The sequence below is a fragment of the Cohnella mopanensis genome (genome assembly GCF_022352055.1).
GTDB lineage: Bacteria > Bacillota > Bacilli > Paenibacillales > Paenibacillaceae > Cohnella > Cohnella mopanensis.
On sequence record NZ_JAKRWM010000010.1, the window covers coordinates 1 to 21,703 of the forward strand.

General features: G+C 41.5%; 23 protein-coding genes and 1 pseudogene. 12 read left to right on the forward strand and 12 right to left on the reverse strand.

Going from position 1 to position 21,703, the window contains the following annotated elements:
- The first annotated feature begins 233 nt into the window (after positions 1 to 233).
- The gene (locus tag L3D05_RS15925; RefSeq protein ID WP_239617678.1) at positions 234 to 446 is read left to right on the forward strand and encodes a hypothetical protein; all 213 of its coding nucleotides are present in this window, start codon (positions 234 to 236) and stop codon (positions 444 to 446) included.
- Here the strand turns inward: L3D05_RS15925 and L3D05_RS15930 are convergent.
- A pseudogene (locus tag L3D05_RS15930) lies at positions 437 to 619 on the reverse strand (hypothetical protein); the annotation flags it as partial. The gene L3D05_RS15925 and the pseudogene L3D05_RS15930 sit on opposite strands and share 10 nt — an antisense overlap.
- A 445-nt stretch (positions 620 to 1,064) precedes the next feature.
- On the opposite strand from L3D05_RS15930, the gene L3D05_RS15935 reads away from it, so the two are divergent.
- Entirely contained in the window at positions 1,065 to 1,319 is a 255-nt protein-coding gene (locus L3D05_RS15935) for an LSm family protein (protein WP_239617305.1), read from the forward strand.
- Between the two features lie 248 nt (positions 1,320 to 1,567).
- Here the strand turns inward: L3D05_RS15935 and L3D05_RS26920 are convergent, their stop codons facing one another.
- Positions 1,568 to 1,696, reverse strand: coding sequence for an ASCH domain-containing protein (locus tag L3D05_RS26920; RefSeq protein ID WP_369417983.1), 129 nt, complete (start codon positions 1,694 to 1,696; stop codon positions 1,568 to 1,570).
- 101 nt (positions 1,697 to 1,797) lie between these two features.
- Here L3D05_RS26920 and L3D05_RS15945 point away from each other — a divergent pair, with 101 nt between their 5' ends.
- On the forward strand, positions 1,798 to 2,034 hold the full coding sequence (locus L3D05_RS15945) for a DUF3951 domain-containing protein (RefSeq protein WP_239617306.1): 237 nt from the start codon (positions 1,798 to 1,800) through the stop codon (positions 2,032 to 2,034).
- A 112-nt stretch (positions 2,035 to 2,146) separates the two neighbouring features.
- Here the strand turns inward: L3D05_RS15945 and L3D05_RS15950 are convergent, their stop codons facing one another.
- The 3 genes from L3D05_RS15950 to L3D05_RS15960 all read right to left on the reverse strand — a co-directional run bounded on the left by L3D05_RS15950 (position 2,147) and on the right by L3D05_RS15960 (position 3,847).
- Entirely contained in the window at positions 2,147 to 2,635 is a 489-nt protein-coding gene (locus tag L3D05_RS15950) for a GNAT family N-acetyltransferase (protein WP_239617307.1), read from the reverse strand.
- A gap of 32 nt (positions 2,636 to 2,667) precedes the next feature.
- On the reverse strand, positions 2,668 to 3,165 hold the full coding sequence (locus L3D05_RS15955) for a GNAT family N-acetyltransferase (protein WP_239617308.1): 498 nt from the start codon (positions 3,163 to 3,165) through the stop codon (positions 2,668 to 2,670).
- Positions 3,166 to 3,367: 202 nt separating this feature from the next.
- Positions 3,368 to 3,847, reverse strand: coding sequence for a hypothetical protein (locus L3D05_RS15960; RefSeq protein ID WP_239617309.1), 480 nt, complete (start codon positions 3,845 to 3,847; stop codon positions 3,368 to 3,370).
- Between the two features lie 237 nt (positions 3,848 to 4,084).
- Here L3D05_RS15960 and L3D05_RS15965 point away from each other — a divergent pair, with 237 nt between their 5' ends.
- From L3D05_RS15965 to L3D05_RS15980, 4 genes are all read left to right on the forward strand, one after another.
- Positions 4,085 to 4,258: a hypothetical protein gene (locus L3D05_RS15965; protein ID WP_239617310.1), complete on the forward strand. Its 174-nt coding sequence runs from the start codon at positions 4,085 to 4,087 to the stop codon at positions 4,256 to 4,258.
- A 48-nt stretch (positions 4,259 to 4,306) separates the two neighbouring features.
- The gene (locus L3D05_RS15970) at positions 4,307 to 4,459 is read left to right on the forward strand and encodes a hypothetical protein (RefSeq protein ID WP_239617311.1); all 153 of its coding nucleotides are present in this window, start codon (positions 4,307 to 4,309) and stop codon (positions 4,457 to 4,459) included.
- Between the two features lie 26 nt (positions 4,460 to 4,485).
- Positions 4,486 to 4,635, forward strand: coding sequence for a hypothetical protein (locus L3D05_RS15975; protein WP_239617312.1), 150 nt, complete (start codon positions 4,486 to 4,488; stop codon positions 4,633 to 4,635).
- A 112-nt stretch (positions 4,636 to 4,747) separates the two neighbouring features.
- Positions 4,748 to 4,987 (forward strand): DUF2642 domain-containing protein, encoded by a 240-nt coding sequence (locus tag L3D05_RS15980; RefSeq protein WP_239617313.1) that lies wholly within the window; start codon positions 4,748 to 4,750, stop codon positions 4,985 to 4,987.
- 278 nt (positions 4,988 to 5,265) lie between these two features.
- Here the strand turns inward: L3D05_RS15980 and L3D05_RS15985 are convergent, their stop codons facing one another.
- From L3D05_RS15985 to L3D05_RS16005, 5 genes are all read right to left on the reverse strand, one after another.
- A complete protein-coding gene (locus L3D05_RS15985) occupies positions 5,266 to 6,102 on the reverse strand; it encodes a carbohydrate ABC transporter permease (RefSeq protein WP_239617314.1) in 837 nt (278 codons plus the stop codon).
- Between the two features lie 15 nt (positions 6,103 to 6,117).
- Complete coding sequence (locus L3D05_RS15990) at positions 6,118 to 6,999, reverse strand: carbohydrate ABC transporter permease (RefSeq protein WP_239617315.1); 882 nt, start codon at positions 6,997 to 6,999, stop codon at positions 6,118 to 6,120.
- A 93-nt stretch (positions 7,000 to 7,092) separates the two neighbouring features.
- Entirely contained in the window at positions 7,093 to 8,394 is a 1,302-nt protein-coding gene (locus tag L3D05_RS15995) for an ABC transporter substrate-binding protein (protein ID WP_239617316.1), read from the reverse strand.
- 119 nt (positions 8,395 to 8,513) lie between these two features.
- Positions 8,514 to 10,106, reverse strand: coding sequence for a response regulator (locus L3D05_RS16000; protein ID WP_239617317.1), 1,593 nt, complete (start codon positions 10,104 to 10,106; stop codon positions 8,514 to 8,516).
- Positions 10,099 to 11,925: a sensor histidine kinase gene (locus tag L3D05_RS16005; protein WP_239617318.1), complete on the reverse strand. Its 1,827-nt coding sequence runs from the start codon at positions 11,923 to 11,925 to the stop codon at positions 10,099 to 10,101. Before L3D05_RS16005 ends, L3D05_RS16000 begins: the two co-directional genes overlap by 8 nt.
- A 162-nt stretch (positions 11,926 to 12,087) precedes the next feature.
- Between L3D05_RS16005 and L3D05_RS16010 the strand changes: the two genes are divergently transcribed.
- From L3D05_RS16010 to L3D05_RS16020, 3 genes are all read left to right on the forward strand, one after another.
- The gene (locus L3D05_RS16010; protein WP_239617319.1) at positions 12,088 to 13,116 is read left to right on the forward strand and encodes an MBL fold metallo-hydrolase; all 1,029 of its coding nucleotides are present in this window, start codon (positions 12,088 to 12,090) and stop codon (positions 13,114 to 13,116) included.
- Positions 13,113 to 13,328 (forward strand): DUF3006 domain-containing protein, encoded by a 216-nt coding sequence (locus L3D05_RS16015; protein ID WP_239617320.1) that lies wholly within the window; start codon positions 13,113 to 13,115, stop codon positions 13,326 to 13,328. Before L3D05_RS16010 ends, L3D05_RS16015 begins: the two co-directional genes overlap by 4 nt.
- A 92-nt stretch (positions 13,329 to 13,420) precedes the next feature.
- The gene (locus L3D05_RS16020) at positions 13,421 to 14,299 is read left to right on the forward strand and encodes an S-layer homology domain-containing protein (protein ID WP_239617321.1); all 879 of its coding nucleotides are present in this window, start codon (positions 13,421 to 13,423) and stop codon (positions 14,297 to 14,299) included.
- Positions 14,300 to 14,321: 22 nt separating this feature from the next.
- On the opposite strand, the gene L3D05_RS16025 is transcribed toward L3D05_RS16020, so the two are convergent.
- Entirely contained in the window at positions 14,322 to 15,056 is a 735-nt protein-coding gene (locus L3D05_RS16025; RefSeq protein WP_239617322.1) for a uracil-DNA glycosylase, read from the reverse strand.
- 177 nt (positions 15,057 to 15,233) lie between these two features.
- Here L3D05_RS16025 and L3D05_RS26775 point away from each other — a divergent pair, with 177 nt between their 5' ends.
- Entirely contained in the window at positions 15,234 to 15,320 is an 87-nt protein-coding gene (locus L3D05_RS26775; protein ID WP_369417989.1) for a putative holin-like toxin, read from the forward strand.
- A gap of 169 nt (positions 15,321 to 15,489) precedes the next feature.
- Positions 15,490 to 16,017 (forward strand): hypothetical protein, encoded by a 528-nt coding sequence (locus L3D05_RS16030; RefSeq protein WP_239617323.1) that lies wholly within the window; start codon positions 15,490 to 15,492, stop codon positions 16,015 to 16,017.
- Positions 16,018 to 16,622: 605 nt separating this feature from the next.
- Here L3D05_RS16030 and L3D05_RS16035 read toward each other — a convergent pair.
- Complete coding sequence (locus tag L3D05_RS16035; protein ID WP_239617324.1) at positions 16,623 to 21,665, reverse strand: ATP-binding protein; 5,043 nt, start codon at positions 21,663 to 21,665, stop codon at positions 16,623 to 16,625.
- Between the last annotated feature and the right edge of the window lie 38 nt (positions 21,666 to 21,703).

Here is a 21,703-nt window from a genome sequence, read left to right on the forward strand (position 1 = left end):
AGTCCTCGTCTTCATCCTAGAAATTTAAGTTTTGCCGGATACGGGATGCTGGTTCTAATCATTTTTTTCATAGTCGAGGCTATTGTTATAAGTAACCGTTAATACAGCCTACCAAAGCGTTAATTGCCTCCCGGCGTAAAAGCCTATATTCACGCCCAACTTATTAGGGCAAGCATCATGATCTTGTTTGTGTGAATAGGTTGGTATCATCAAAATTAAGGAGGAGTCAATCTTTGGCACTTGACCCCCAACATGGACCACATCAACATTTTCATCACGAACCACATCATGTAATTCACGTACACCATTTCCATCATCATTTCCATCATTCGTCTGGTTGGCAAGGAAACGGCTGGCAGGGGCAAAGATTAGATGGCATGAACTTTAATCAAGATTTGCAAAGTTACAATGGCCAAAAAATTGAAAATTTGAATCGTCATAGGTGACTGAGTAAGGAGAAAGAATGAAAATTCTTTCTCCTTCTTTCTTGTTCCCTGTACCGCTCATATGACAATCGACGACCGGCTCCAGTACAATGCTCCGGAAGATTTGCCCTGACTAATGCTTCCGAAAAGACTGGCGGAACCGAGTTTCCGCACCGCGCTATCTGGTCTGCCTTGGTGACCGGCATCGTCCCACCGCATGGCCGGGTCCGCAAAATCAAAAAGGCACAGCGGAATCGTCTGAGGTTTCCCTCTATTCATTCCACTGTACACCTATTAAACGTGCATATTAGTCGCATCATAAGTGCATTTCACGCGCAATTTACGTGCAACTTTTTAGCTGTCGAACAGTTTAATACTCTCCTCAACTGATTCAATACCATCCTTGAGCTTCCGGTCAACAGTTGATTGATCCATATTGCTAAAGCGCATTACCGTATACTTATGGCGCTCGCCCCGGATATATCGGTGTTCGACTATTTATCGGACTTCCGGATCCAGTATCAACCGAACAGCGCGCTCGATGCTTTCTCCCCCGTGCTCAAAAGTTGGACTTATCCCCCCACACAATTATGAAAAATGACCATACAATAACTATTAAGAAGAGGGGAGGTAAATTTATTGGAAGATTTACTACCCATATGCCAACGCTGTTTGAATCAGCGCGTTCGTGTTTCTACAGCAGATGGGCGGGTCCATGAAGGCGTACTCGTTAATTTTGACAGAGATAATATTTATATGGATACTTCTGCCGCCTTTATCTCTAGTAAGGCACGAATAAAAGGATTTGGATTTGGATTCGGAGGTGCCATTCTCGCTCTTGCTCTTTTCGACATATTAGCGATAGCTTTAGTTGCTGGCGGTGCATTTTGGTAATAGCTTAGTAACTTTTCACCCCTCACCTAAGAGGGGTTTTTCTCTGTTAATAAGCGTCGTGGATAACAAATAAGATTAGGTAACGTAAATCTTTCATTCCCCCTCCCCCTTAATAGGTGAGGGTGTTCGTATATGTTGCCGATGACTTCAAGCTGCCGGAATCCGTTGTGGTAACATTCGTCCAAATGGAATAACGGGATATTTTCGGTCGTATATCTCCTTGCCGTTTCGGTCGTGGTGCCATAAATCTAAACGCTACCGGATTTAATTATGAATATTGTTCCGCGGGCTTCTGCCCATTTTCCTCGTATCTCCCAAGTCTTTTCGCCTGAGTGGATTAAGTCAGCCCATTTGGGTTTTATGATCATTCCTTTCATCCTTCTATCCTTCCTATCTACCTGAAATTGGTGCTAGCTTTATGAAACCTTGTCACCAGTCAGACCGTATTCTTTATAAACATTTATTGGAGGTTATTTCCATGAATTCCGCACTTTACGGTATAGCTTCGATTTCTATTTTCATCATTTTTGTATTATTACTAGGAATTGCAATTCTTAAGAAGCTCAGTAAACTTCCCACCTCGCATTACAATTACACTCCATTTGATAACATAACAGGTCACTCATCAGTTGAGTTCCACGAAGAGAAAGAAGAACATGAAGATGAGGATGACCAGGGTGACGATAAGGATAAGTTTCGATATAAGTTAAAATAGGGTTAATTGCCTTGTTGCTCGCCGAACAATCCAATCGGTGCAGATAAAACAAAAAGAGCAGAACGGCTAATCCGGCTGCTCTTACTCTTATGAAACTTCGATAAGGCTGCCACTAACCCAAAAACGATAAATCTTTTATAAACCAAGCGTCTGTAGCATTATGCTCTGAGCCATCTAGTGGTCTTTCAAGTTGTTGGAAACCTAATTTGATGTAAAGGAGATTTGCTGCTTGAAGTTTCTTCAATGTTTCTAAGTAACAGTGTGTATAGTGCTCCTTGGCGAAGTCGAGAGCTACTTTCATAAGATCCTTCGACAGACCCATACCTTGAGCTTCGGGTGTAATGTATAGCTTTTGCAACTCACAAATTCCCGGTTCCTGCCCAAACGGTGCAATCCCCACACCGCCTACCACTTCATTTTGTTCATTCACTGCAACCCAATACTTTGAATTTGATTGTTCCTTGTAATATTGAGCCAGACTGCTGAGTTGAGGGTCAAAATATGCTGTTCCCGGAATGTTCAGGTTAAATGATTCTAAAGAGCGTTTAATAATTCGCTCTATTGTTTGATTGTCCTTTTCTTCAATTTCACGAATTTGCATTGTTTCGTTCCCCTTCGGTTAGAACTCTTCGATTATATTTTGAACTCATGTCTAAGGATAGACATTACTGAAAGTGATTCGTAATTTTGTCCATTATAATAGCTATCTCTAAGTGTGCCTTCATAAATAAAACCAACCGATTCATAAACATGCCGTGCCCTCAGATTAAAATCTTTTACATCTAACCAGACTCGATGAGTATCAGTATGTTCGAAAATCCAGTTAACAACAAGTTTCATTGCTTCTTTCCCGTATCCTTCACCCTTAAACTTGTTAGTTATACGCTTTACACAAACAACCTTGTTCCTGTCTAAGAGCCCTGTTAAGATAATGTAGCCAATCCTGCCTACCTGTTTATTCTCGATGATTAAATGGATTACGTCATTGTTTTCAAGAGCTTCTATATGTTCTTCGAAAGTCCACTGCCCAATGAAAGGGGTATTATCCGTTTCTGTTTCAGTAGCTAAAACAAAGTTAAGGTCTTCTTTTTCAGTTTTACGCAAGTTAAGCATCTCAGAATAAGCGATCAATAGTAACTCCCCTTCTTGTTAACCATGTACTCTTATTATAGTAGGCTATCATAACAAGGACTTTAAATGAATATTCTCCACACTATCCTGCTCGTTAACCTTTTTCACGAATGCGTCAGCGGTTTCCTGTTGCATTGGGGGTCAATAAGCAGCACTCAGCACATGAAAAAAGCATCCACTTGGGATGCTTTTCCTTTAACGTTTATTTTGTTACTTTGAACGCATCTACTTCATCGTCGAAAGCATCATTGTATTGCGAAAACAATCCGGTATCGAACTTCGATTCCTTGTCATTTGCAACGGGGGGCTTATCCTTTAATTGCCCGTACAAATGATCGATTTCGGCTGAAAGCTTCGTCCATACTTTCTTGACGGAATCGTATTTAGCATCTAAACCATTTATGTACTCGTCGTATTCCGCTTTCTTCTCGACAGCTTTTCCTAATCTCTCCATGGTGAAATCTATGTCAAGAGTTTCGCCCGTGCTGCTCGTTCCGCTTCCAATATACCAACTTACGTCTACGAAACCATTATTCCATAGATTCTTGGTTAAGTAATTTCGGACTTCGAATAACTTCTCTTCTGGGGATGCGCCTTTTGATCCCCCTTCTTTGTTCGAACAGGCAACAAGTAATAGAACGGCAATCAAAGCGATTAAAGATAAACTCTTATTCCATTTCATCGAAAAGCCCCTCTCTTATATCCGTACATAATACGACATATTCTATCAAGGAGCAAGAAAATATTTCCTATTATGGTGGGGCCTTAGACCAGTTACACGCAGCTCGAACAAGTATTAAGCGGCAGATTGTCCACAGCGTTAATTGTCTTACCGGCGCTACTTGTATTCCCTGAATAAAAAGTAATCTAAATGAACATGATTACGTGGTAATCAATCCCACCAAAAGGAGACTTACCCATGACCGAAAGAAACATCGATGATCTTGAGAATCATACGTACGAAGAACAAATTGCAGAGCTTGCGGCTGAAATGGCCGATGCCCCCGAGCAGTCCGACAATCTTCAAGAGATAATGGAGAATGAATTCCGAGGGCCTAACAATAGAAACCTTCCCACACCAGATGTGACTTAAAATAAAGTTGGCTATTGGTAATAACATCCATAAAAGGAGCCACTCTAAATGACTGAAAATAATCAATTCCTTGATCCGCCTATAGCTCCGCAAAACCGAAGCGACGAGCCTAAGCAAATTAATGATGATGAAGAAATTGTTGAAGATAGTGAAATATTCGACCATCAAAATGAAGGGTACAGATCAATCTGCCGAGAATAAACATTCGACAAGGAGGCGGCGTTATTTTGAGCCAAGAAAGAGATCACGAACCAACGATCGCTCCAAGTATCGACACCCATAACACCCTTGAAGCAGAAGCGACAGAAGAAGAGAAGAAAGTCGGAGATACTACTGAAGTTACCCACCTTTATCTCGACCGGACACCAGAGGACTAAACTAAGGGTAATTGCCTTGGGTAAATGGGCCATCAAGTCATCCGCCCAATCACAACTTAGGCATTCGCATATAATGCTCTAAGTTTTGAACCTTTCCCAAGGAGTGGATGAGTTGAATCAATACCAACCCAATCAGATTAGTCCCAGCCAAGTACAAATGGTGTCGCAAGTAGATCCTTATGTCGTAGCGGCGCTATGTCGTTTAGTTGGGCGATGCGTGTTATTCGAAACGACGCGGGGGGCCATTGAAGGTACGATCGTCGACGTCAAACCGGATCACGTCCTTTTGCAGTTGCACAGCCGCCAAGCATGCGTACGTATAGCCGAGATTGTTTGGACGATGCCTTTATAATGGTGCTGGAACTGCCAAGGCAGTTCTTTTTTATTATTCGAACGAAGATGCGGAACAGGTTTGAATTGGACACAACAAATAAACCTCCTGAAGTTTCAGGAAGTTTATTTGTTGTACATGCGCCCTCTCGGCTGCTAGATTTTACTTGAAGTAAACCGCCATTTTACGATCCGTCAGCATAATATGATTTGCAATGGTCTCTATTATCCAAAGCCACCTTCTCGCCGTACATTCCTCCTGATTACAGGAGCAAGGGAGCTCTCTAACCGACTATGCAATTATCCTTTCACTGCGGAACCGACTGTCATCGCTTTTTCTACCTGTTCACTGAATAGGATATAGACGAGCACGGTCGGCAAGGAAGCGATCGTCATCGCCGCGCCCATTGCGCCCCAATTCGTCGTAAATTGCCCTTGGAAAAATTGAAGGCCTAAAGGTAACGTTTTGAGCGCTTCATCCGAGATCAGCATTAGCGCGATCGGATATTCGTTCCACGCGGCGAGAAAGACGAAGATGACCATCGTCGCAATCGAAGGCTTCACAAGCGGCAGCATGATCTTGTAGAACGTCTGGTATATATTAGCGCCGTCAAGACAAGCGGATTCTTCCAGTTCGTTCGGTATCGTGCGGAAAAAGCCATAAAACACCATCGAGGAGAAGGAGATGTTAAACGCGATGTAAGGAATGATCAGTGATGAATAAGTGTTCGTCAGATTGAAATCGCGGACCAGAATGGCTAGCGGAATCATGATGACCTGTACGGGAACGAACATGCCGATCACGATGTACATCTGCGCGATGGTTTTCCCGCGCCAGCGAAGCCTCGCGGCCGAGTAGGCGAACATGACAGCCAATACGATCGTGCCAACCACCGTAATGACCGTTACAAAAACGCTATTCATGAAATACTTAGGTACGTTAAACTGCGAAATAGCCGAAGTATAATTTTCGAAGCGCAAGTTCGTCGGAAAACCGAACGGATTCGTTACGAAAATCTCGTTATTGTCTTTAAGGGAATAGAATAGCATCCACACTAATGGATATACGGAAATGATTGCGTAGATCCACAGAAACAGCTTAAAGATCGGATTGCCCTTACGAATTTTAGACCACATAACGTGACCTCCTTTCTAATACACGATGCGATCGCGGGCGATTAACTTGTTGATCGCGAACGTCACGATCAAACATTGGATGACGAGGAACGCGGCCGCGGTTGTGCCGTAACCGAATTCGCCGACCCGGAACGCCGAGCGGTACATCATGTAGGTCAACGTGTAAGTATCCGTGCCCGGTCCGCCGCCCGTCATGATTTGCATGTTGGCGAACGCGTTCAAACCTCCGGTAATCGCCAGAACGAAGCAAAACTTGTAGGTTTCGGCCATGAGCGGGATCGTCACTTTCCAATGGGCTTTCCATTTCTCGGCACCGTCGATTTTCGCGGCCTCCAAATACTGCTCGGGAATCGAATTTGCCGCCGCGAGAAGCAGCGCGAAGTGATAACCCATGTTCTGCCAAGCATTAACGGCAGCCACGGCATATATGGCCGTCTTGCCATTCGATAGCCAATCTTGGCGATAGGGAATGCCAAGCGTTTCGAATATTTTGTTGATGAGTCCGTATTCCCCGTTATACATCGCCAGCCACAGCTGGCAGACTACGGTGACCGAGAGGACGACCGGAATGAAATAACTAACCCGTAGAAACTTTCTTCCTCGGATTTTCTTGTTCGAGATCGTTAGCGCAAGTACGGTTCCGATGCCGATTTGCAGCACTGCCAGCATAATGGCGAAGATAATCCCGTTTTTCAGGGAGGTATAGAACAATCGGTCTTCGAACAACCTCTTGTAGTTGTCCAGGAAAATAAATTTGCCAGCACTCAAGCCATCCCAATCGAACATGCTTCGATAGAACACTTGCATCGTCGGCCACATCACGATAATGGTGAATAGGACAATCGTCGGTAAAGTAAATAAAAGGATTGCGGTTTTGTTCCCCAAAAACTTATTCATGAATCTCGCTCCTTGCTTGTCCGCAAAGAAAGCCACTTATACCCCTGACGTATAAATGGCTTTCTTTGGGATTAGTCTGTCATTCTCGTTGGCTTATTTCATTGCACTCTCAAGGTCGGAGACGAATTGTTCCGCGGTATACGAACCGCTGAGTAAAGCTTGCGACGCGTCTTCGATCGCGGCTTTGAATTTCGTGTTCGATAATCCCCAAGCGAATGCCGTCGTGCTAGTGATGTTTGGAAGATCTTTAGCGAGCTGCTCCATCATCGGATCGAAAGCTTTAACGACCGGTTTATCGACTTTGGTCGAAACGATTGGACTGCCCTTCTGCGTATATTTGAATTCCGCGTATTTCAAAGCCATGAAGCTTGCGACTTTTGTTGCCAGTTCTTTGTCTTTCGTGTTGGCCGATACGGCGTATCCGCCTGGATTACCGCCGCCGCTGAATGCCATTTTACCGCTTTCGTAAGTGGCTGCATCCGTTGCTGGATAGTACATATAACCAACTTTATCTCCAAGTGCCTTAGTCGAAGCTTCGATCTCCCATTGGCCGTTGACGAACATCGCCGCTTTGCCTTCATGGAATAGGGCTGCAGCTTGATCATAGTTCAAGTTGGTTACACCCTTAGGAAGCATTCCGGCTTTAACAAGGTCGATAATGTCTTGCGCTGCTTTCACGTAAGCCTCGTCGGAAGGTTTCGCTTCGCCTTTGTCTAAGGCGCTGATACCCGCAGGATTATATCGTGTCGCGAACATATCGTAAAATGCGACGTCCGGCCATTTTTCTTTCGCGAATATGGAAAGAGGAGTAATACCTTTCGCTTTGAACGTTTCGATCGCAGCTTTCATCTCTTCGAATGTTGTCGGCACTTTTACGCCGTTTTGCTCGAAAAGCTCTTTATTGTAGTACAACAGGATCATTTCGTTACCCGCGTACGGGAATGCATATACATGGTTATCGTCTGTGTAAAGCGTATTCAAGGCGCTTGGCTGCATTTTATCCTTGAATCCGAGCTTATCTACGTACTCGTCCAACTCCAGAATATTGTTGGATTGACGGAAGACGTTAATCTGGTCCAGAGCTGTATTGAAAACATCGGGCAAATTTCCAGTCGCAGCATAAGTTTTGAGCTTCTGGCCATCGTCCTGCGCTTGGATCTCGAGATCCAATTGTACGTTCGGCATCTCCTTGGCCAACTCGGCAACTGCGTAATCGTAATAACCTTTAGTATCCTCGTCGGAATATTGAGCGTAAATCCGCAATTTCGTTTTACCTTCTTGGGCATTGCTCGAGGAGCTTTCCGCTTCATTGCCCTTATTGGAACCGCATGCCGCGAGCGCCATTGTCAAGGAAAGAACCAAACCTAGCGATAGCGCTTTTTTCATCTTCTTCATCTGTTAAACCCCCCGAAAAATTGTTTAAGCTAGTATTGCTAGTCATCTCTCACTGGAGACATGTTTAGTATATCGGGGCCGCTGCATGATCTAAATGGACTAACCGCACAACAATTGGACTATCCGCGCATATTCTCGTAGTCTCTTGGCGAAGTTCCGTAATATTTCTTGAAGGCGCGACTGAAATATGCCGGATCTTGAAATCCGACCCGCTCCGCGATGTCCGAAAGCTTATACTGACCTTCCAGAAGCAAAGAGCGCGCTTCCTGCATCCGCTTTTGCGTAATGTAGTCCGTAACGGTCATTCCGTGAATTTTCTTGAATACTCCCCTTAAATAACTAGGGTTAATGTATACCTGCTGCGCGAGGACTTCCACCTTCAATTCCGAATCCATATACTGCTTGTCGATCAATTGTTTGGCCGTTTCGGCGATTTTACCCGATTTGGTCTGTTTATGGTGCTTCATGTACTCGATTGCTCGTAAATACATATCAATAATCCAGCGCTGCACTCCGTCGATGGAATGTTGTTGCATAATATCGCTATAGGGGTAAAATTCTTCTCCGAAGCAATCCTCGATCGGATGACCATTCTCTGAAACGCAGGATAGACAAATCGATACTAGTCCCATGCATATCGTATACACGTAATCGATAGATAGCCGATCTTCGCGAATCCCTTCGAATATCGTGTTGATTTTTTTGTTCACGCCATCGGAATCGCCCATTCGAAGGAAAATAAGCAACTCTTCGTTCATTTGGGAAGGGATAAATCCGCTGGCGAATCCTCTTACGCCTTCCACGCTATCGTCATATACGATCACCCGATCGCTGCCTATAACAAACTTATACCTTAATGCGTGAAGAGCTTCTAAATAGGAGGCGCGTATGCCGGAATAGCTCGTATGCAAAGTCCCTAAGCCGATCGTAATCGCGAATTTCAAATATTTCTTTATCAGAATACAAAGTTGTTCGAATCCTTCCTTAACCCTCGCAGACCCATTGTCCGATTCCTCGGGCTCATAAATGCATATGATGCGGCCTTCAGGACCGTTGAATACGATGAAATTCCCGTTCAAATGAATCGTGTCGGACAAAATATTGGCGACGGCGAATTTCCATAGCTCCCTGTCGCTTACGTTTCTCCACTTCGCATCCATGTGATCGATTTCTATGCAGGCGACTTGAAAGCAGCTTGAACCATTAGAAAAACCGAATTCCTCTAATCGATTTCGAATATCTTCGATCTTGAGATACTCGCTTTCAATCAAACTATTATAAAAACTTTCCTTAAGCATGATTTCATTAGCTTTGAGCGTTAATTGCCTGTCTTTCGTTTCTTGAATCTCGGATTGCAGTTTCAGCAGCGTAAGCAATAATTCTTCCTTAGTAAAAGGTTTAAGCAAATAGTCTTCCACTCCAAGCTTGATGGCCCGTCTTGCGTACTCGAATTCATTGTGACCGGTGACGATGATGATTCCGATATCAGGGCTCATCTCTTTTAACTTCTCCGATAGCTCAAGCCCATCCATAAAGGGCATATTAATATCCACCAAAGCAATGTCCGGCCGAATCTGCTCCGCCATCTGAAGCGCTTCGACTCCATTACGCGCTTCACCGTTTATTAAGAACCCGTATTCTTCCCACGGCAGCAAGATTTTTAAGAAATCGCGAAAAATAGCCTCGTCATCCACGATCATCACTCTAATCATTGTTTAGCCCTCCAAATGTCCCACTTGATGGCAACGTTATCGTCACGGACGTCCCTTTGTCCAATTCGCTCTCAATGGTCAGACCGTACTGCTCTCCGAATGAAAGGCGAATACGCTCATTAACGTTACGCAAGCCAAATGACATCTCATGTTTCATCGTATGGTTTGAATCCGTTCCTTCGGTTCGCGACCGAAGAAGCATCCGAATTTTCTCGGGCGACATTCCGACCCCGTTGTCCGTTACTTTGATGTAAATAAAGCCCTTCTCTAGATAACCCCGCACATGGAGATGGCCCTTACCCTGCCTAAGCTTCAATCCATGATAAATCGCGTTTTCGATCAACGGTTGAACCGTTAATTTGAGAATCGAATGGGGGAGAATCTCTTGGTCCACATCGATCGCATACGTGAACACATCCGAATAACGAATATGCTGAATGGCTAGGTAATCCTTTAAGATGCGCACCTCTTGTTCGATCGAGATGAGTTCTCTCCCTTGATTCAAGGTCAATCGATAGAAGTCGGCCAAAGCTTTGGTCGTCCTCTGCACGTCTTTAATTCTTCCCATTTCGGACAGCGCATAGATCACGTCCAGCGTATTGTAGAGGAAATGCGGCTTGATTTGCGATTGGAAAAGCGCAAGTTCATATTCCCTCTTCTGCTTCTGTTCGAACTTGATATTCGCCAGCAGACTCTTAATCCGCTTTGTCATCTCGTTGAATCCAGCCGCAAACAGACCGAGTTCGTCCTTGGACTCGATCATTAACCGTCCGTCCAGATCGCCTTCTTGGAACCCCTTCATGCTCTTGGCAAGCCTTACGATCGGATTAGCGATCCAATTCGAGAGATAAGTTACGCCGATCACGGCAAATAAAACGCATAACCCCGCTATCAACAGCAATGTGACTTTGATCTGCTTCAGATCCGTCGTGAGCGCTTTAAGCGGAGTAACGCTAACTAACTTCCAGCCTAGCTTCTGGAAACTTCGGATCGTGAGCAGCGTTTGTTCCTGATGAATATCTCTTATATCCGTAGCTTGCGCATGGCTATTCACCCATGAAAGCAAATCGGAATCTCCGATGGGAAGCAGAAGTTCATCTTGTTTGCTTGACGAAACCACGTTCCCGGAAGCATCTACGATGGAATACTGCGCGGACGGTTCGGCGTTCATCGTTTGCAGTACGGCCGATACTTCGCTTTCTTGCAGGTTCAGAAGTAAAATGCCTAACGTTTTTCCCGAGTTGATGTCGACGATTTTCTTCCCTACGGTCAATACGGGGGTTTGTACGTCGGTTACCCAATAATCCCGGTATTGCATAGGTAACCAGACATTGATTCCGTTCGTTGCCTCGATCGAATCCAACATCTCGTTGCGAATGTTCTGAGGTAAATTTTGCTCAATCTTCGGATTGGACCCGTAAATCCTCTCTTTCGTGTCTATGAACACGATCGACTCCACGTCGGGAAAGACAAGCCGAGACAGGCTAAGTTGCGTCGTAATCGCCGTATAACGAGACAAATTAAATTCGTTAGAATTATCCGGATAACTGGCGATTACCCGATTTAGATTTAATGAGAGCATATTCGCGTTGTTCTCCACGTTAGACAGCATGCCGTTCAGACGACTGATGATCAACGCCGAATTATCCGCGAATCCTTTCGCAGTCTTGTTGACGACGACCTTGGAATATACCGCGTTCCCCGTATAGCCTAATACGAGAAAAGGAATGAGAAGCAAAGGAAGATAGACGATTAAAATCTTGGTCCGTATTCTGCGATCCCTGAACCAACCGCCTAATGGTTTGTTACGGATAGTCATGTTCAATCTTCTCCTCTGTGCTGGATCGAATAATAATGATAGCTTTGAAGATAGAAGTCAAGCAGAGTGTTAGCGGAGCCAGTACTGATAAATATTTCCTTGGTATTCGACGGTAATCAATGTAAACTTGATCTCATTACTATACCAAGGAGAAGAACTCCCATGCGTAAAATCAGCCTAGTCCTACTAACGATCACAACGCTTCTGCTTAGCACCAACGTCACCACGGCTCACCCAGGACGCACGGATTCTAATGGAGGTCATACATGCCGCACGAACTGCGCGAAGTGGGGACTCAAGGACGGCGAGTATCACTATCACAATGGCAACAACTCGACAACGACGACGCCCTCTACTCCGACTCCAACTACTGAACCCGCCAAACCTACCGGAAAATCGGAGCTCACGGCAGACAAAATCAAACCGCCCGTCAAAGGAAAGCTATCGGTCTATTACTTGAACGTCGGCCAAGGCGACGCCACTTACATCAAGACTGCGGCCGGAGACGATATTCTAATCGATGGCGGTAAGAATGAGGCTGGCGCCATTGTTGTGAATTACCTCAAGCAACTAGGCGTGGACGATATTGAAGTCATGATCTCGACCCATCCGGACGAGGACCATGTCGGCGGCCTTGATGTCGTGTTGGACAATTACAAAGTTAAAGCGGTCTACGCCCCTAAAGTATCACACACGACGGAAACGTTCAAAGATTTCCTGCTCGCGGTCAAAAAACAAGGGCTAACGATCAAAGAAGCCAAAGCCGGGGTCACTATACCTCTGAAAGGCGTAACAGCATCGTTCGTTGGACCGGTCAAGCAATATGGCGACGATTTGAATAACTGGAGCGCAGTGCTTCGACTGTCTTACGGATCCAACTCCTTCCTGTTCACCGGAGATGCCGAGAAAAAATCCGAGAACGACATGATCGCGGCGAAACAATCTCTACAGGCAGACGTCTTGAAAGTCGGGCATCACGGGTCGGTTTCTTCAACGAATTCCGCGTTTCTGAAAGCTGTCTCACCTAAGTATGCGATTATAAGCGTAGGCAAAAATAGTTATGGACATCCCGCCGCAACGATTCTAAATCGACTTAAATCCGCCAAGGTCACGGCATATAGAACGGATCTAAATGGGACTGTCACCGCTGTAAGCGACGGCAAAAAAATACTATTCCTAAAGGTGAAATGATGGAACGAGGAATTGTCGACCGGTTTGAAAAAGAGATCGTAGTCATTGAGATTGGCGGAAAGACTAGGGACTTCCCTAAAGCTGTGCTTCCAAGGAACGTGAAGATAGGCGATTCAGTAATTCTGGAAAATGGGGAAATTCGAATTGATGCCATCGAAACCTCAAAGCGTAAAAAAGAGATCGAGAGTCTTATGGACGAACTGTTCGAATAAACCTTTTAAATCCAGCGCAACCTTTTCCGAATGAGCAGCGTCTAAGGGGTACCAATTGGGAAATGATGCTTAAAAATGCTGGAGGGAACAATATGATCCGTCAAATAAAGAAGCCTTTGTTGTTGCTGTTATTCATTGCGATATTTAGTACAATCGTTAGCGGTTCCGTTATTGCCAAAAATAAAACCGTTACAATCAAGGACCACTCTAAAAACAGTATGAATACAGCTACCGCCGTATCCTTGATCGTGAATGGACTGAAGCTGAACATCGATAACCTTCGTTTTATTAAAGAACCTAAAGCAAGCGATTATTATACGAAGGTGAACGACAATGCCCCCTATGCCGGAGACTTCATCATTGCGCAATTTAACGGGCTCGGGCTTTCGAAAGACGTTAACCCTAAATCCAAAGTGACGCGTGAACAATTTGCCAAATGGCTGTTCGGAGCATTGAGTCATAAGGGCGAATATGCTTGGGTCGACATTTATCAAAGTTTTGCCGATGAGAATCAAGTCACTAACGGTTACATGGAAAGCATACAGAAACTTCTCCTTGCCAAAGTCGTCACCCTGGACGGTAAACAGAAGTTTTACCCTTCTAGACTCATTACTTACGCCGAAGCGAACGCGATGATCAAACGAACGGTTAAGTACATTAAGGATGCGCCGCCAGTAGTATCTCCGAGCGACTCCGTTCTAAGCAACGCCAAGATTTCCATCGAACAAGAAACGGACGCCGTTAAGCGCGTGACGCTTACCGTATCGGCTCCTCATCCCGGATACGGGCTTGAGATTACGAGTATTGAGTTCGTAAAAGGCGAAGCTAAGATCCGCTACAGGGCCGTACAACCCGATCCGGATAAAATGTACATTCAAATGATCACGGAATTAAAAGCCGTCACCTATATCCCTTCTAACTACAAAGCGGTTCTAGGGGACGTTCAACCTACGGCTCCTTTTCCAGGCTAAGCATGAAAAAGGATGGATCTCGTCAAGAGATCCATCCTTTTTCTAATCCTATTAATAACGCAGCCTCGTCCAACTCCGGAATACGCCAATCTATTTCTTCCTGACCGTTCTCTCTGAGAAAAGCATTGCATCGCGAGAAGGGTTTGCTGCCCCAGAAGCCGCCATGCGCGGATAACGGGCTAGGATGCACCGAGTTTAACACGAAATGCTTCGTACCATCGATATGCCGACCTTTCTCTTGTGCGTGTTTGCCCCACAGGACGAAAGCAACCGGAGTCTCCCTGTCGTTCAACAAACTAATAATCTTATCCGTATATTTCTCCCACCCGAGCTTTCGATGGGAATTTGGCAAGCTCTCTTTTACCGTAAGGACACTGTTCAGAAGCAGTACTCCTTGCTTAGCCCAATGCTCTAGGAAGCCATGCTTAGGAATCGGACAACCGACATCATCTTGCAGTTCCTTATATATATTTCGTAGCGACGGAGGCAGCTTCACGCCTGGAAGTACGGAGAAGCTCAGTCCATGCGCTTGATTAGGCCCGTGGTACGGATCCTGGCCTAGAATGACGACTCTGACCTGCTCATAATCGGTTAATTCCAGCGCTCGGAAAATGTACTCGTTCGGAGGATACACCACATTTTCTCGATACTCCCCCCCTACTCTATCAAGCAGCTCGCAATAATACGGTTTATCGTGCTCTTCCTTTAACAGTGTTCCCCAATCATTATTCAATGCCGCTGTTATGTTCGTCCCCATACTCTCCACCTCTAATTCTCATTATAAAGGATAGGAATGAAACATGCTTAACGAAGGTGTCGAATAAGAGAAAAAAGATAGTGCTAGAACATCTTCCAATTATAACCAGTTAAAGGTATGATCGACTTACATCTTGTAAAATGGCGGACAGCTCAATTCGAAAGGAGGCGGCTGTTTATGGATATCTTTCAAACTCTCTCAGTCATCTTCGCTTTTGGTGTGTTCCTCATTTCATTGTTAAATTATATTGAAAAGAGGAAATAATCAGATTGGTTCATGTTGGCTGACGTGAATCCATACTGATAGAGAGCCGCCATTTACAAGATGTCGAACCGGATCACGATCGTGGTCCGGTTTTTGCTATGGTTTAAGTTGTTGTCTATTGTAAAAATATCTCTTATAGTAATGAAATACAGCATAGGAGGTCAGCCACATGAAGAAAATGATATTCTTAGTACTCGTACTAGCTCTAGCACTACCTTCTGCAGCATTGGCTGCGACAAGCACATCATATGTTGAAAAGCTTTACTTCGAGGACTATAAGTCGAAGGTTAAGGAAGTCAAAAGCGCTCAAAACAATCTAGCTAAAAACGTATGTCCGGAGGTAAACGTCTTAAATAAGGAAATAAAGACATTGTCCTCAAAGCTCAACGATCTTAAGAAACAGAAGGCAAGCAAGGCAGCCCAAGAGAAAGCCAAATCATCGCTAGATGCAAAGAAGAAAGCGTTAAACACGGCGAAAAAAGAATGTGCTGCTCAGGTGCAAGAATTTAAAGTCGCAAGTAATGCTACGCTAAAGGAAATCGCGACTCAAAAGGCGGCACTCATCCAATACATCAAAACCCACTTGGATGGTAAAGACAAGGTCAAGGAAAATGACTTCAATACTAAGGTCTACCTGGACTTAAACGAGATCAACAGATCATTCGAATACATATTGGAAATGATGAACGCTCAATAAAGGAACGAAATTGCCACCCCACCGGGTGGCAATTTTTAATCAGGGTTTCATGTTCTCGTTTTTGCTAGATCAAGCCACACCCGCGCGCTTCCGCGAACTATGTATAAGAATGCACTTGCCGGGAATCGATAATTCAGCAATTGTTCGTTCTGTGACATCATTGTACATAAAAAAAAGCCCTGATGCGGTAAATTACCACTCGGGACTCCCTGTGTACTATGTTTAGATATAACGAAACTGCATAAAACTAATGGTGCCGAGGACCGGGGTCGAACCGGTACGGTAGTCACCTACCGCAGGATTTTTAATTCCTGAAGCACTCTCAATAGAACCTATTCTACACTAAAGAAAGCTCGGATACAAATCCTTTAACCATGCGGGTTAAAGGTACTTTTTTATGTTCAGTACTTTCTGCGTTCTGGAAGTTGCATACGGAGCCATGTTAGCATAAATGTTAGCAAAAGTGCTTGGGCAGGAGCCAAGTGCTTCTGCTCCTTGCTAATCATTTTATTGAATAAATCGAGGTGCATTGAGCCGGGCGAAAAATGCAGAATAAAGAATATACATTCTTTCGATTGATTATCTACACGTGTACATCTATGTTATTAAATATTTTCATTTTTGATTTCTACTATAATATTCTCATAACTTGAATCTAATATCGCTTTGGGATTTTGATAATATCCAAGTTCTTCTTTTGTATATATAGATACACTACTAGAAAGATAGTCCTTCAATAACCTATCTGTAATATATTTATTGCTACGTAGAACTTCTAATACATCACCACTTAATGCCTTAACTAAATGATGAGTCCATATTCCATTATTCAAGATATCGCTTGAATAAGAGCTTTGTCCTGGTTGGCAAGATAGAAATGTTGCATAGTACGGAAATTCATTAGTTAGTAATATTAGCTCCTCATCATTAATATCAGTAATTTGGCTACGCTCATTTTCATCCTCAAAGCTTTGCGCACAAGCATCAATAAAAATAAGTGCATTTTCACACTTAGATTTTCGTAAAGGATCAAGTAGAATCTTGCTTAGGGAAATTGCAGTTTCTGCAATATGGTATTGATGCATGTCGTAAGTTGATAAGTAATTCGTGATACCATTATGGAAACCATGCCCAACATAATAGAACACTAAGCGATCTTCTTTTGTCAAATAATTAAATAAACCTCTCAAATCATACTCTAAACTACTTTTCAAAGCCTTTTCATCCATAAACATGTAGATATCATTTTCATCTACATTCATCGACTTAATTAATGCTTCTTTGAATTTAAGTGCATCATTAGTAGCATACTTTACCTTTGATACTTGATTCTCGTCTCTAGGAGCATAGTTTTCTATTGCTATAATAATCGCTAAAGTTTTTTGGGGCCTAGAAACATTTAATTTAGGTTTATATTCTGATTTCTTTTCTTCTAAGACACTATTAGAATCTTCTCTGATATACTTTTGGCTCTCCAACAATATATCATTTTCTGCTTTTTCTGTTTTGATCACGAAAATGGACTGTTCTCCACTTTGTATCCAGTTATAAGTTACTTCTGGGATTGGTGAAAGTAGGGAAATTGCTTTTTTTGTAATTTCAATAACCTGAAAATCAGTACTAAGTCCAACAATCTCGTTTGAAGTTGGTGAATTTTCTTTAAGTCCAAAAATCAATGTTCCACCATTTGTATTAGCAAAGGATGAAATAATTTTCGCTATTTTTTGTGGAACATATGGTACAGGATTAAAATCCAACGCTTCAGATTTAGGATCATTAAGTAATGTTTCAAGTTCATATTTTGTAATAGCAATGTTTCTTATAGGAATCCTATTAATTTCTGTTTTTTTCAGAAGTTGCCCAAATGTTATTTTTTGGGGTGCGTTGATACCATCTTCACACCAAAGTTCAGAATCTACATATTCAAGAACATCAAATTCAGAGGTTCCATAAATTAGTACTTGATCATTATCTGAAGGTCTAGCTACTACAGTTATCTCATTCCCATTTTTTGTAATACCACCAATAATACTATCTGCAATCTTATAAACGTGCGAACAGTCGTACTCCGGCAGTTCCTTTAGGTGTTCTATTACATTAGTTACCGCTCTCGGAATACGCTGTTGTATATACTGTAATCGGCTATATTCATGCTTTGTTAAATGATAGAATTCCGGAGGTAACTTTTTTTCATTGATCGCAGTCTCAATATCTGCAAAAGAATATATTTTTTGATTTTTTGCTTCACCTTCAAAATTACGACTTATTTCAAGAACTTCCTCTGGTATGTTGAACTCTTCCTGCATAAAGTACTTTTGAATCTCATCAACACTAGATCTAAGTAAAAAGTCTAATTTCTTATCGTGTCCTAGCAGATAGAAATAACGACATAAAACTTCAGACAACTTTAATAATACACTATTAGCATTCCAAGGATCCGTTACGTAAAGACTGGTTTCATTAAAATGAATATTCACGCTCTTAATAAAATCAATTTCTTTATACGTAATTTTAAGTTCTTTAGCCTGAAATATCTCTAAGGTTTCTATTTTGTCTTGTAGGTGGTTTAAGCTGTCTCTTGTATTAGCATCACTATGCTCATTTTCAACCCACACTTTAAAATATGGAATAATAATCTTTAATTGTTTTTTCAAGCTCGAACACACTTCTTCTTGAGTGTGAACTAGCTCAAATTCACTTTGTCTCAATAACTTTACTTTAAAGTGCTTTAAGAGTATTTCTAGGTTTGGATTTCTTTTATTTTCTGCACTGAGCAATATAAAACAATACTGTTCTTGAAAAATAGCCTCGTTACCATCTAAGAAATGTTTGAGAGAGCTACATTCTGTGAATTGATTTTTTGTATTTAACAAAAATCCAGTAGTAGCCCATTCTTCCACTATTTCAATATTGTCAGTACTCCAATTAACACATTGGGCTAATAATTCAGAATAGATAGATTGAATTTTTTTGTAATTATCATTCTTTATGTTTCCCTTATCATCAATATCCATCGATATTTTACTAAGCAATTCTAGGTAGTCCTGCAACTCGAACCTCGTTCTAAAATTAAAGAAGGCTTTCCAATTTGACGATAATTCGGGTCCATTGAATACGGGTAAATATTTCCCAGCTATAGCTTTTATCTCTTCTGTATTAAGAAATACAGAAGAGACAGTTTCACATTTTTCAGAAAGAGTTGGAATGCATTTTACGTTCTTAATAAACCATGGGACATAATTTTCGACTTCATTGCCTGTTATTTGTCCCGGTCTATTCTCGTTCCCCCAATATGCAATTGCTGGTGATTTGATCTCATCTGGGGAATAGGTTTCTATATAATCACACCAAAGTTTGTAAGCAAACATAGGACTATTTTCTATAAGTTGAATATAGTTCAGAGTCATCATACCTCTGAAAGAATTCGCTTTAAAAGTAGTTAGAAAGGGGGTGAATTTTTTATCATTAGTTTCAAAATATTCACTTTTAAATTCAACATTGATTAAATCTGATCCAGAAAGTTTATTTGGATATGATAATGTTGAAATTCCTTCTTGAACTCCAAGCATCTTAAAAAAACGTTTCCATTCATCCTTTTCAAGAGCATTTGCACAGTACAATTCATTGACGAAAATATCTTTTACTATTATTTTTTCAATTTCTAGTCTCGGCTTATAAAAATCTGAAAGAAAACAATCTTGAGCTGCCCTCAAAGAACCACTTTGAGTAAAAAGCTTTATTCTCGATAATTGTCTTATCAAATCGTCTTTCAGATTTCCCTTTCTATACAAACTAAATATATCTTGAATTGTCTGTAAGGCATTCTGGGAGGTTATATAACCATCGATTTTCGGGATAATATTCTGAGTTATATAGGTAATATCTGTTTTTTCTTTTACTCCTAAATTCTCTAGCCATTGTCTACTATCTGAATCTTCCAGAAGCCAGTTCTGCAATTCTTGATGCAGAAAAGATAACTCACTATTAGGGTTATCCCAGTTCTGATCATCCGCTGTAGGAAAACATACTTGATTTGGATAATTAATTTTATTCTTGTGATCCCAAATAAATGGAAGCTTCATGAGTGCTTCGTTCGAAATATCTGTAACCCTATCCGATTCACAGAGCTTCTTGAAATATTTTATAAGTTCAATATTATTAGCTGTTGAATGTGTAGAAATAAAATGTGTAGATAACAAAAATTGATGGATTTGTTTCCATTCAAAAAAAGAAGATCCCAGCTTTTTGAATTCAGAAAAAAAGCCATTATTTTTAGCAAATTGTTTAGTAGGGCCTGTCTCTTTTGCTTTGTCCTTATCAATAAATTTCTTAATAGGTTCTTCGCCAATAAAGTTCTTCTCAGATAGATATGTAAAATCAACTATTGTTTCTTCAATTTTAATTAACTGGCCTTCTCTAGAAATAACAAACGGAACATTTTTTAGAGCGTCTTTAATTCCTTCATTAAATTTTTTCCCCAACTCGTCAATGAAGGTATCTTTAGGTATTAATTGATATGCTTGAAAATGAAATTCAGTATTCACTAATTTTGAGATCCACTTAAACATCTCAATGGCAATTGTTTTAAAAAGCCATTGATTCCATTTTGAATCAGCATGAAGCGATTCACGATTAGCAGTGGTTAGAAAACTTGTATTAACAAGCACCGGAAAAGAATACTTAGTTTCATCAGTTGGTAAATATGAGTATAGAAGTTTTTCATGATTAGAAAGCTTTGTAATACTATCATCACTATCCAATTTGGCAGCTAGCGATAACTCTATAGAATCAGCATTCAGTAATTTATCAGGAATATTTCGTTCATCCTTTAAAGCAATCTTTACATCATCAGGAACTGTTAAACTTATAGTATTTATCAACCAGTCTACTTTCGAGCTTTTACCCTTCTTTAAAGATATTCTATCATTTCCTTTTCGATCGATTTCAACGGAAACTAATTCTGTTATATCAAAATTAATTTCAGAGATATTTTTAAGAAATAAGAACATGTTTAAGTTCTGAGATAGGCTTTGAGCAGCCTGACTCGTCTCATTCACATTTTTCATTTGAATTATCGTCGCAACATTTGCATTATTATCTTCAAGAAATTTATTGATAGGCTCAAAAATTTCTTTTAACTCTGTATATATCGGTATTATTTGCCAAGGAAATTGAAATTCTCGGTCATTAATTTTCTCCCAAGTTTCCTTTGGTTCTTCCCATTTCCATTCAAATGAATAGGTAGAGTCAAATCTAAAATATTCATCTTTTGTAAATATCGTTACTTTATCAGATTGTCCAAAAACCGATTTAAAACCAATGCCTTTATAGCCCGTTTTCGTTAAATCTGATTTTTTAGTTCCATTATTTACATTGCAAATTCCTTGAAGATCACGAGTAGTGAATGGTCTACCTGAATGAGCAACGACTAAGTTATCACCAAAAATTTTTATCCATACTTTTACATATTCATCCTCATTAGAAGAGTCATCTGCATTTTGTAAAAGTTCATAAATAAATCGCTTTGAATCTGTATATAAGTCACCTGATAATGCGTTAAGTGAACTAGCCTGGTTTACTGCTTGACTAGGGTTTGTATAATTAGTATTGTCCGAAAAAATTTTTTCAATATCTGTTTTTAAACTCATTTTAATTTTCCTTCCGTTCTTTTGCTTTCGGCGTTACG

Coding starts and splice junctions, on each gene's coding strand:
- L3D05_RS15950 (WP_239617307.1), bottom strand. CDS start 2,635: ATGCAAATTCGTGAAATTGAAGAAAAGGACAATCAAACAATAGAGCGA.
- L3D05_RS16025 (WP_239617322.1), bottom strand. CDS start 15,056: ATGGGGACGAACATAACAGCGGCATTGAATAATGATTGGGGAACACTG.
- L3D05_RS15970 (WP_239617311.1), top strand. CDS start 4,307: ATGACTGAAAATAATCAATTCCTTGATCCGCCTATAGCTCCGCAAAAC.
- L3D05_RS16030 (WP_239617323.1), top strand. CDS start 15,490: ATGAAGAAAATGATATTCTTAGTACTCGTACTAGCTCTAGCACTACCT.
- L3D05_RS16000 (WP_239617317.1), bottom strand. CDS start 10,106: ATGATTAGAGTGATGATCGTGGATGACGAGGCTATTTTTCGCGATTTC.
- L3D05_RS16015 (WP_239617320.1), top strand. CDS start 13,113: ATGATGGAACGAGGAATTGTCGACCGGTTTGAAAAAGAGATCGTAGTC.
- L3D05_RS15945 (WP_239617306.1), top strand. CDS start 1,798: ATGAATTCCGCACTTTACGGTATAGCTTCGATTTCTATTTTCATCATT.
- L3D05_RS15960 (WP_239617309.1), bottom strand. CDS start 3,847: ATGAAATGGAATAAGAGTTTATCTTTAATCGCTTTGATTGCCGTTCTA.
- L3D05_RS15985 (WP_239617314.1), bottom strand. CDS start 6,102: ATGTGGTCTAAAATTCGTAAGGGCAATCCGATCTTTAAGCTGTTTCTG.
- L3D05_RS15990 (WP_239617315.1), bottom strand. CDS start 6,999: ATGAATAAGTTTTTGGGGAACAAAACCGCAATCCTTTTATTTACTTTA.
- L3D05_RS15995 (WP_239617316.1), bottom strand. CDS start 8,394: ATGAAGAAGATGAAAAAAGCGCTATCGCTAGGTTTGGTTCTTTCCTTG.
- L3D05_RS26775 (WP_369417989.1), top strand. CDS start 15,234: ATGGATATCTTTCAAACTCTCTCAGTCATCTTCGCTTTTGGTGTGTTC.
- L3D05_RS16035 (WP_239617324.1), bottom strand. CDS start 21,665: ATGAGTTTAAAAACAGATATTGAAAAAATTTTTTCGGACAATACTAAT.
- L3D05_RS15965 (WP_239617310.1), top strand. CDS start 4,085: ATGACCGAAAGAAACATCGATGATCTTGAGAATCATACGTACGAAGAA.
- L3D05_RS16020 (WP_239617321.1), top strand. CDS start 13,421: ATGATCCGTCAAATAAAGAAGCCTTTGTTGTTGCTGTTATTCATTGCG.
- L3D05_RS26920 (WP_369417983.1), bottom strand. CDS start 1,696: ATGAAAGGAATGATCATAAAACCCAAATGGGCTGACTTAATCCACTCA.
- L3D05_RS16010 (WP_239617319.1), top strand. CDS start 12,088: ATGCGTAAAATCAGCCTAGTCCTACTAACGATCACAACGCTTCTGCTT.
- L3D05_RS16005 (WP_239617318.1), bottom strand. CDS start 11,925: ATGACTATCCGTAACAAACCATTAGGCGGTTGGTTCAGGGATCGCAGA.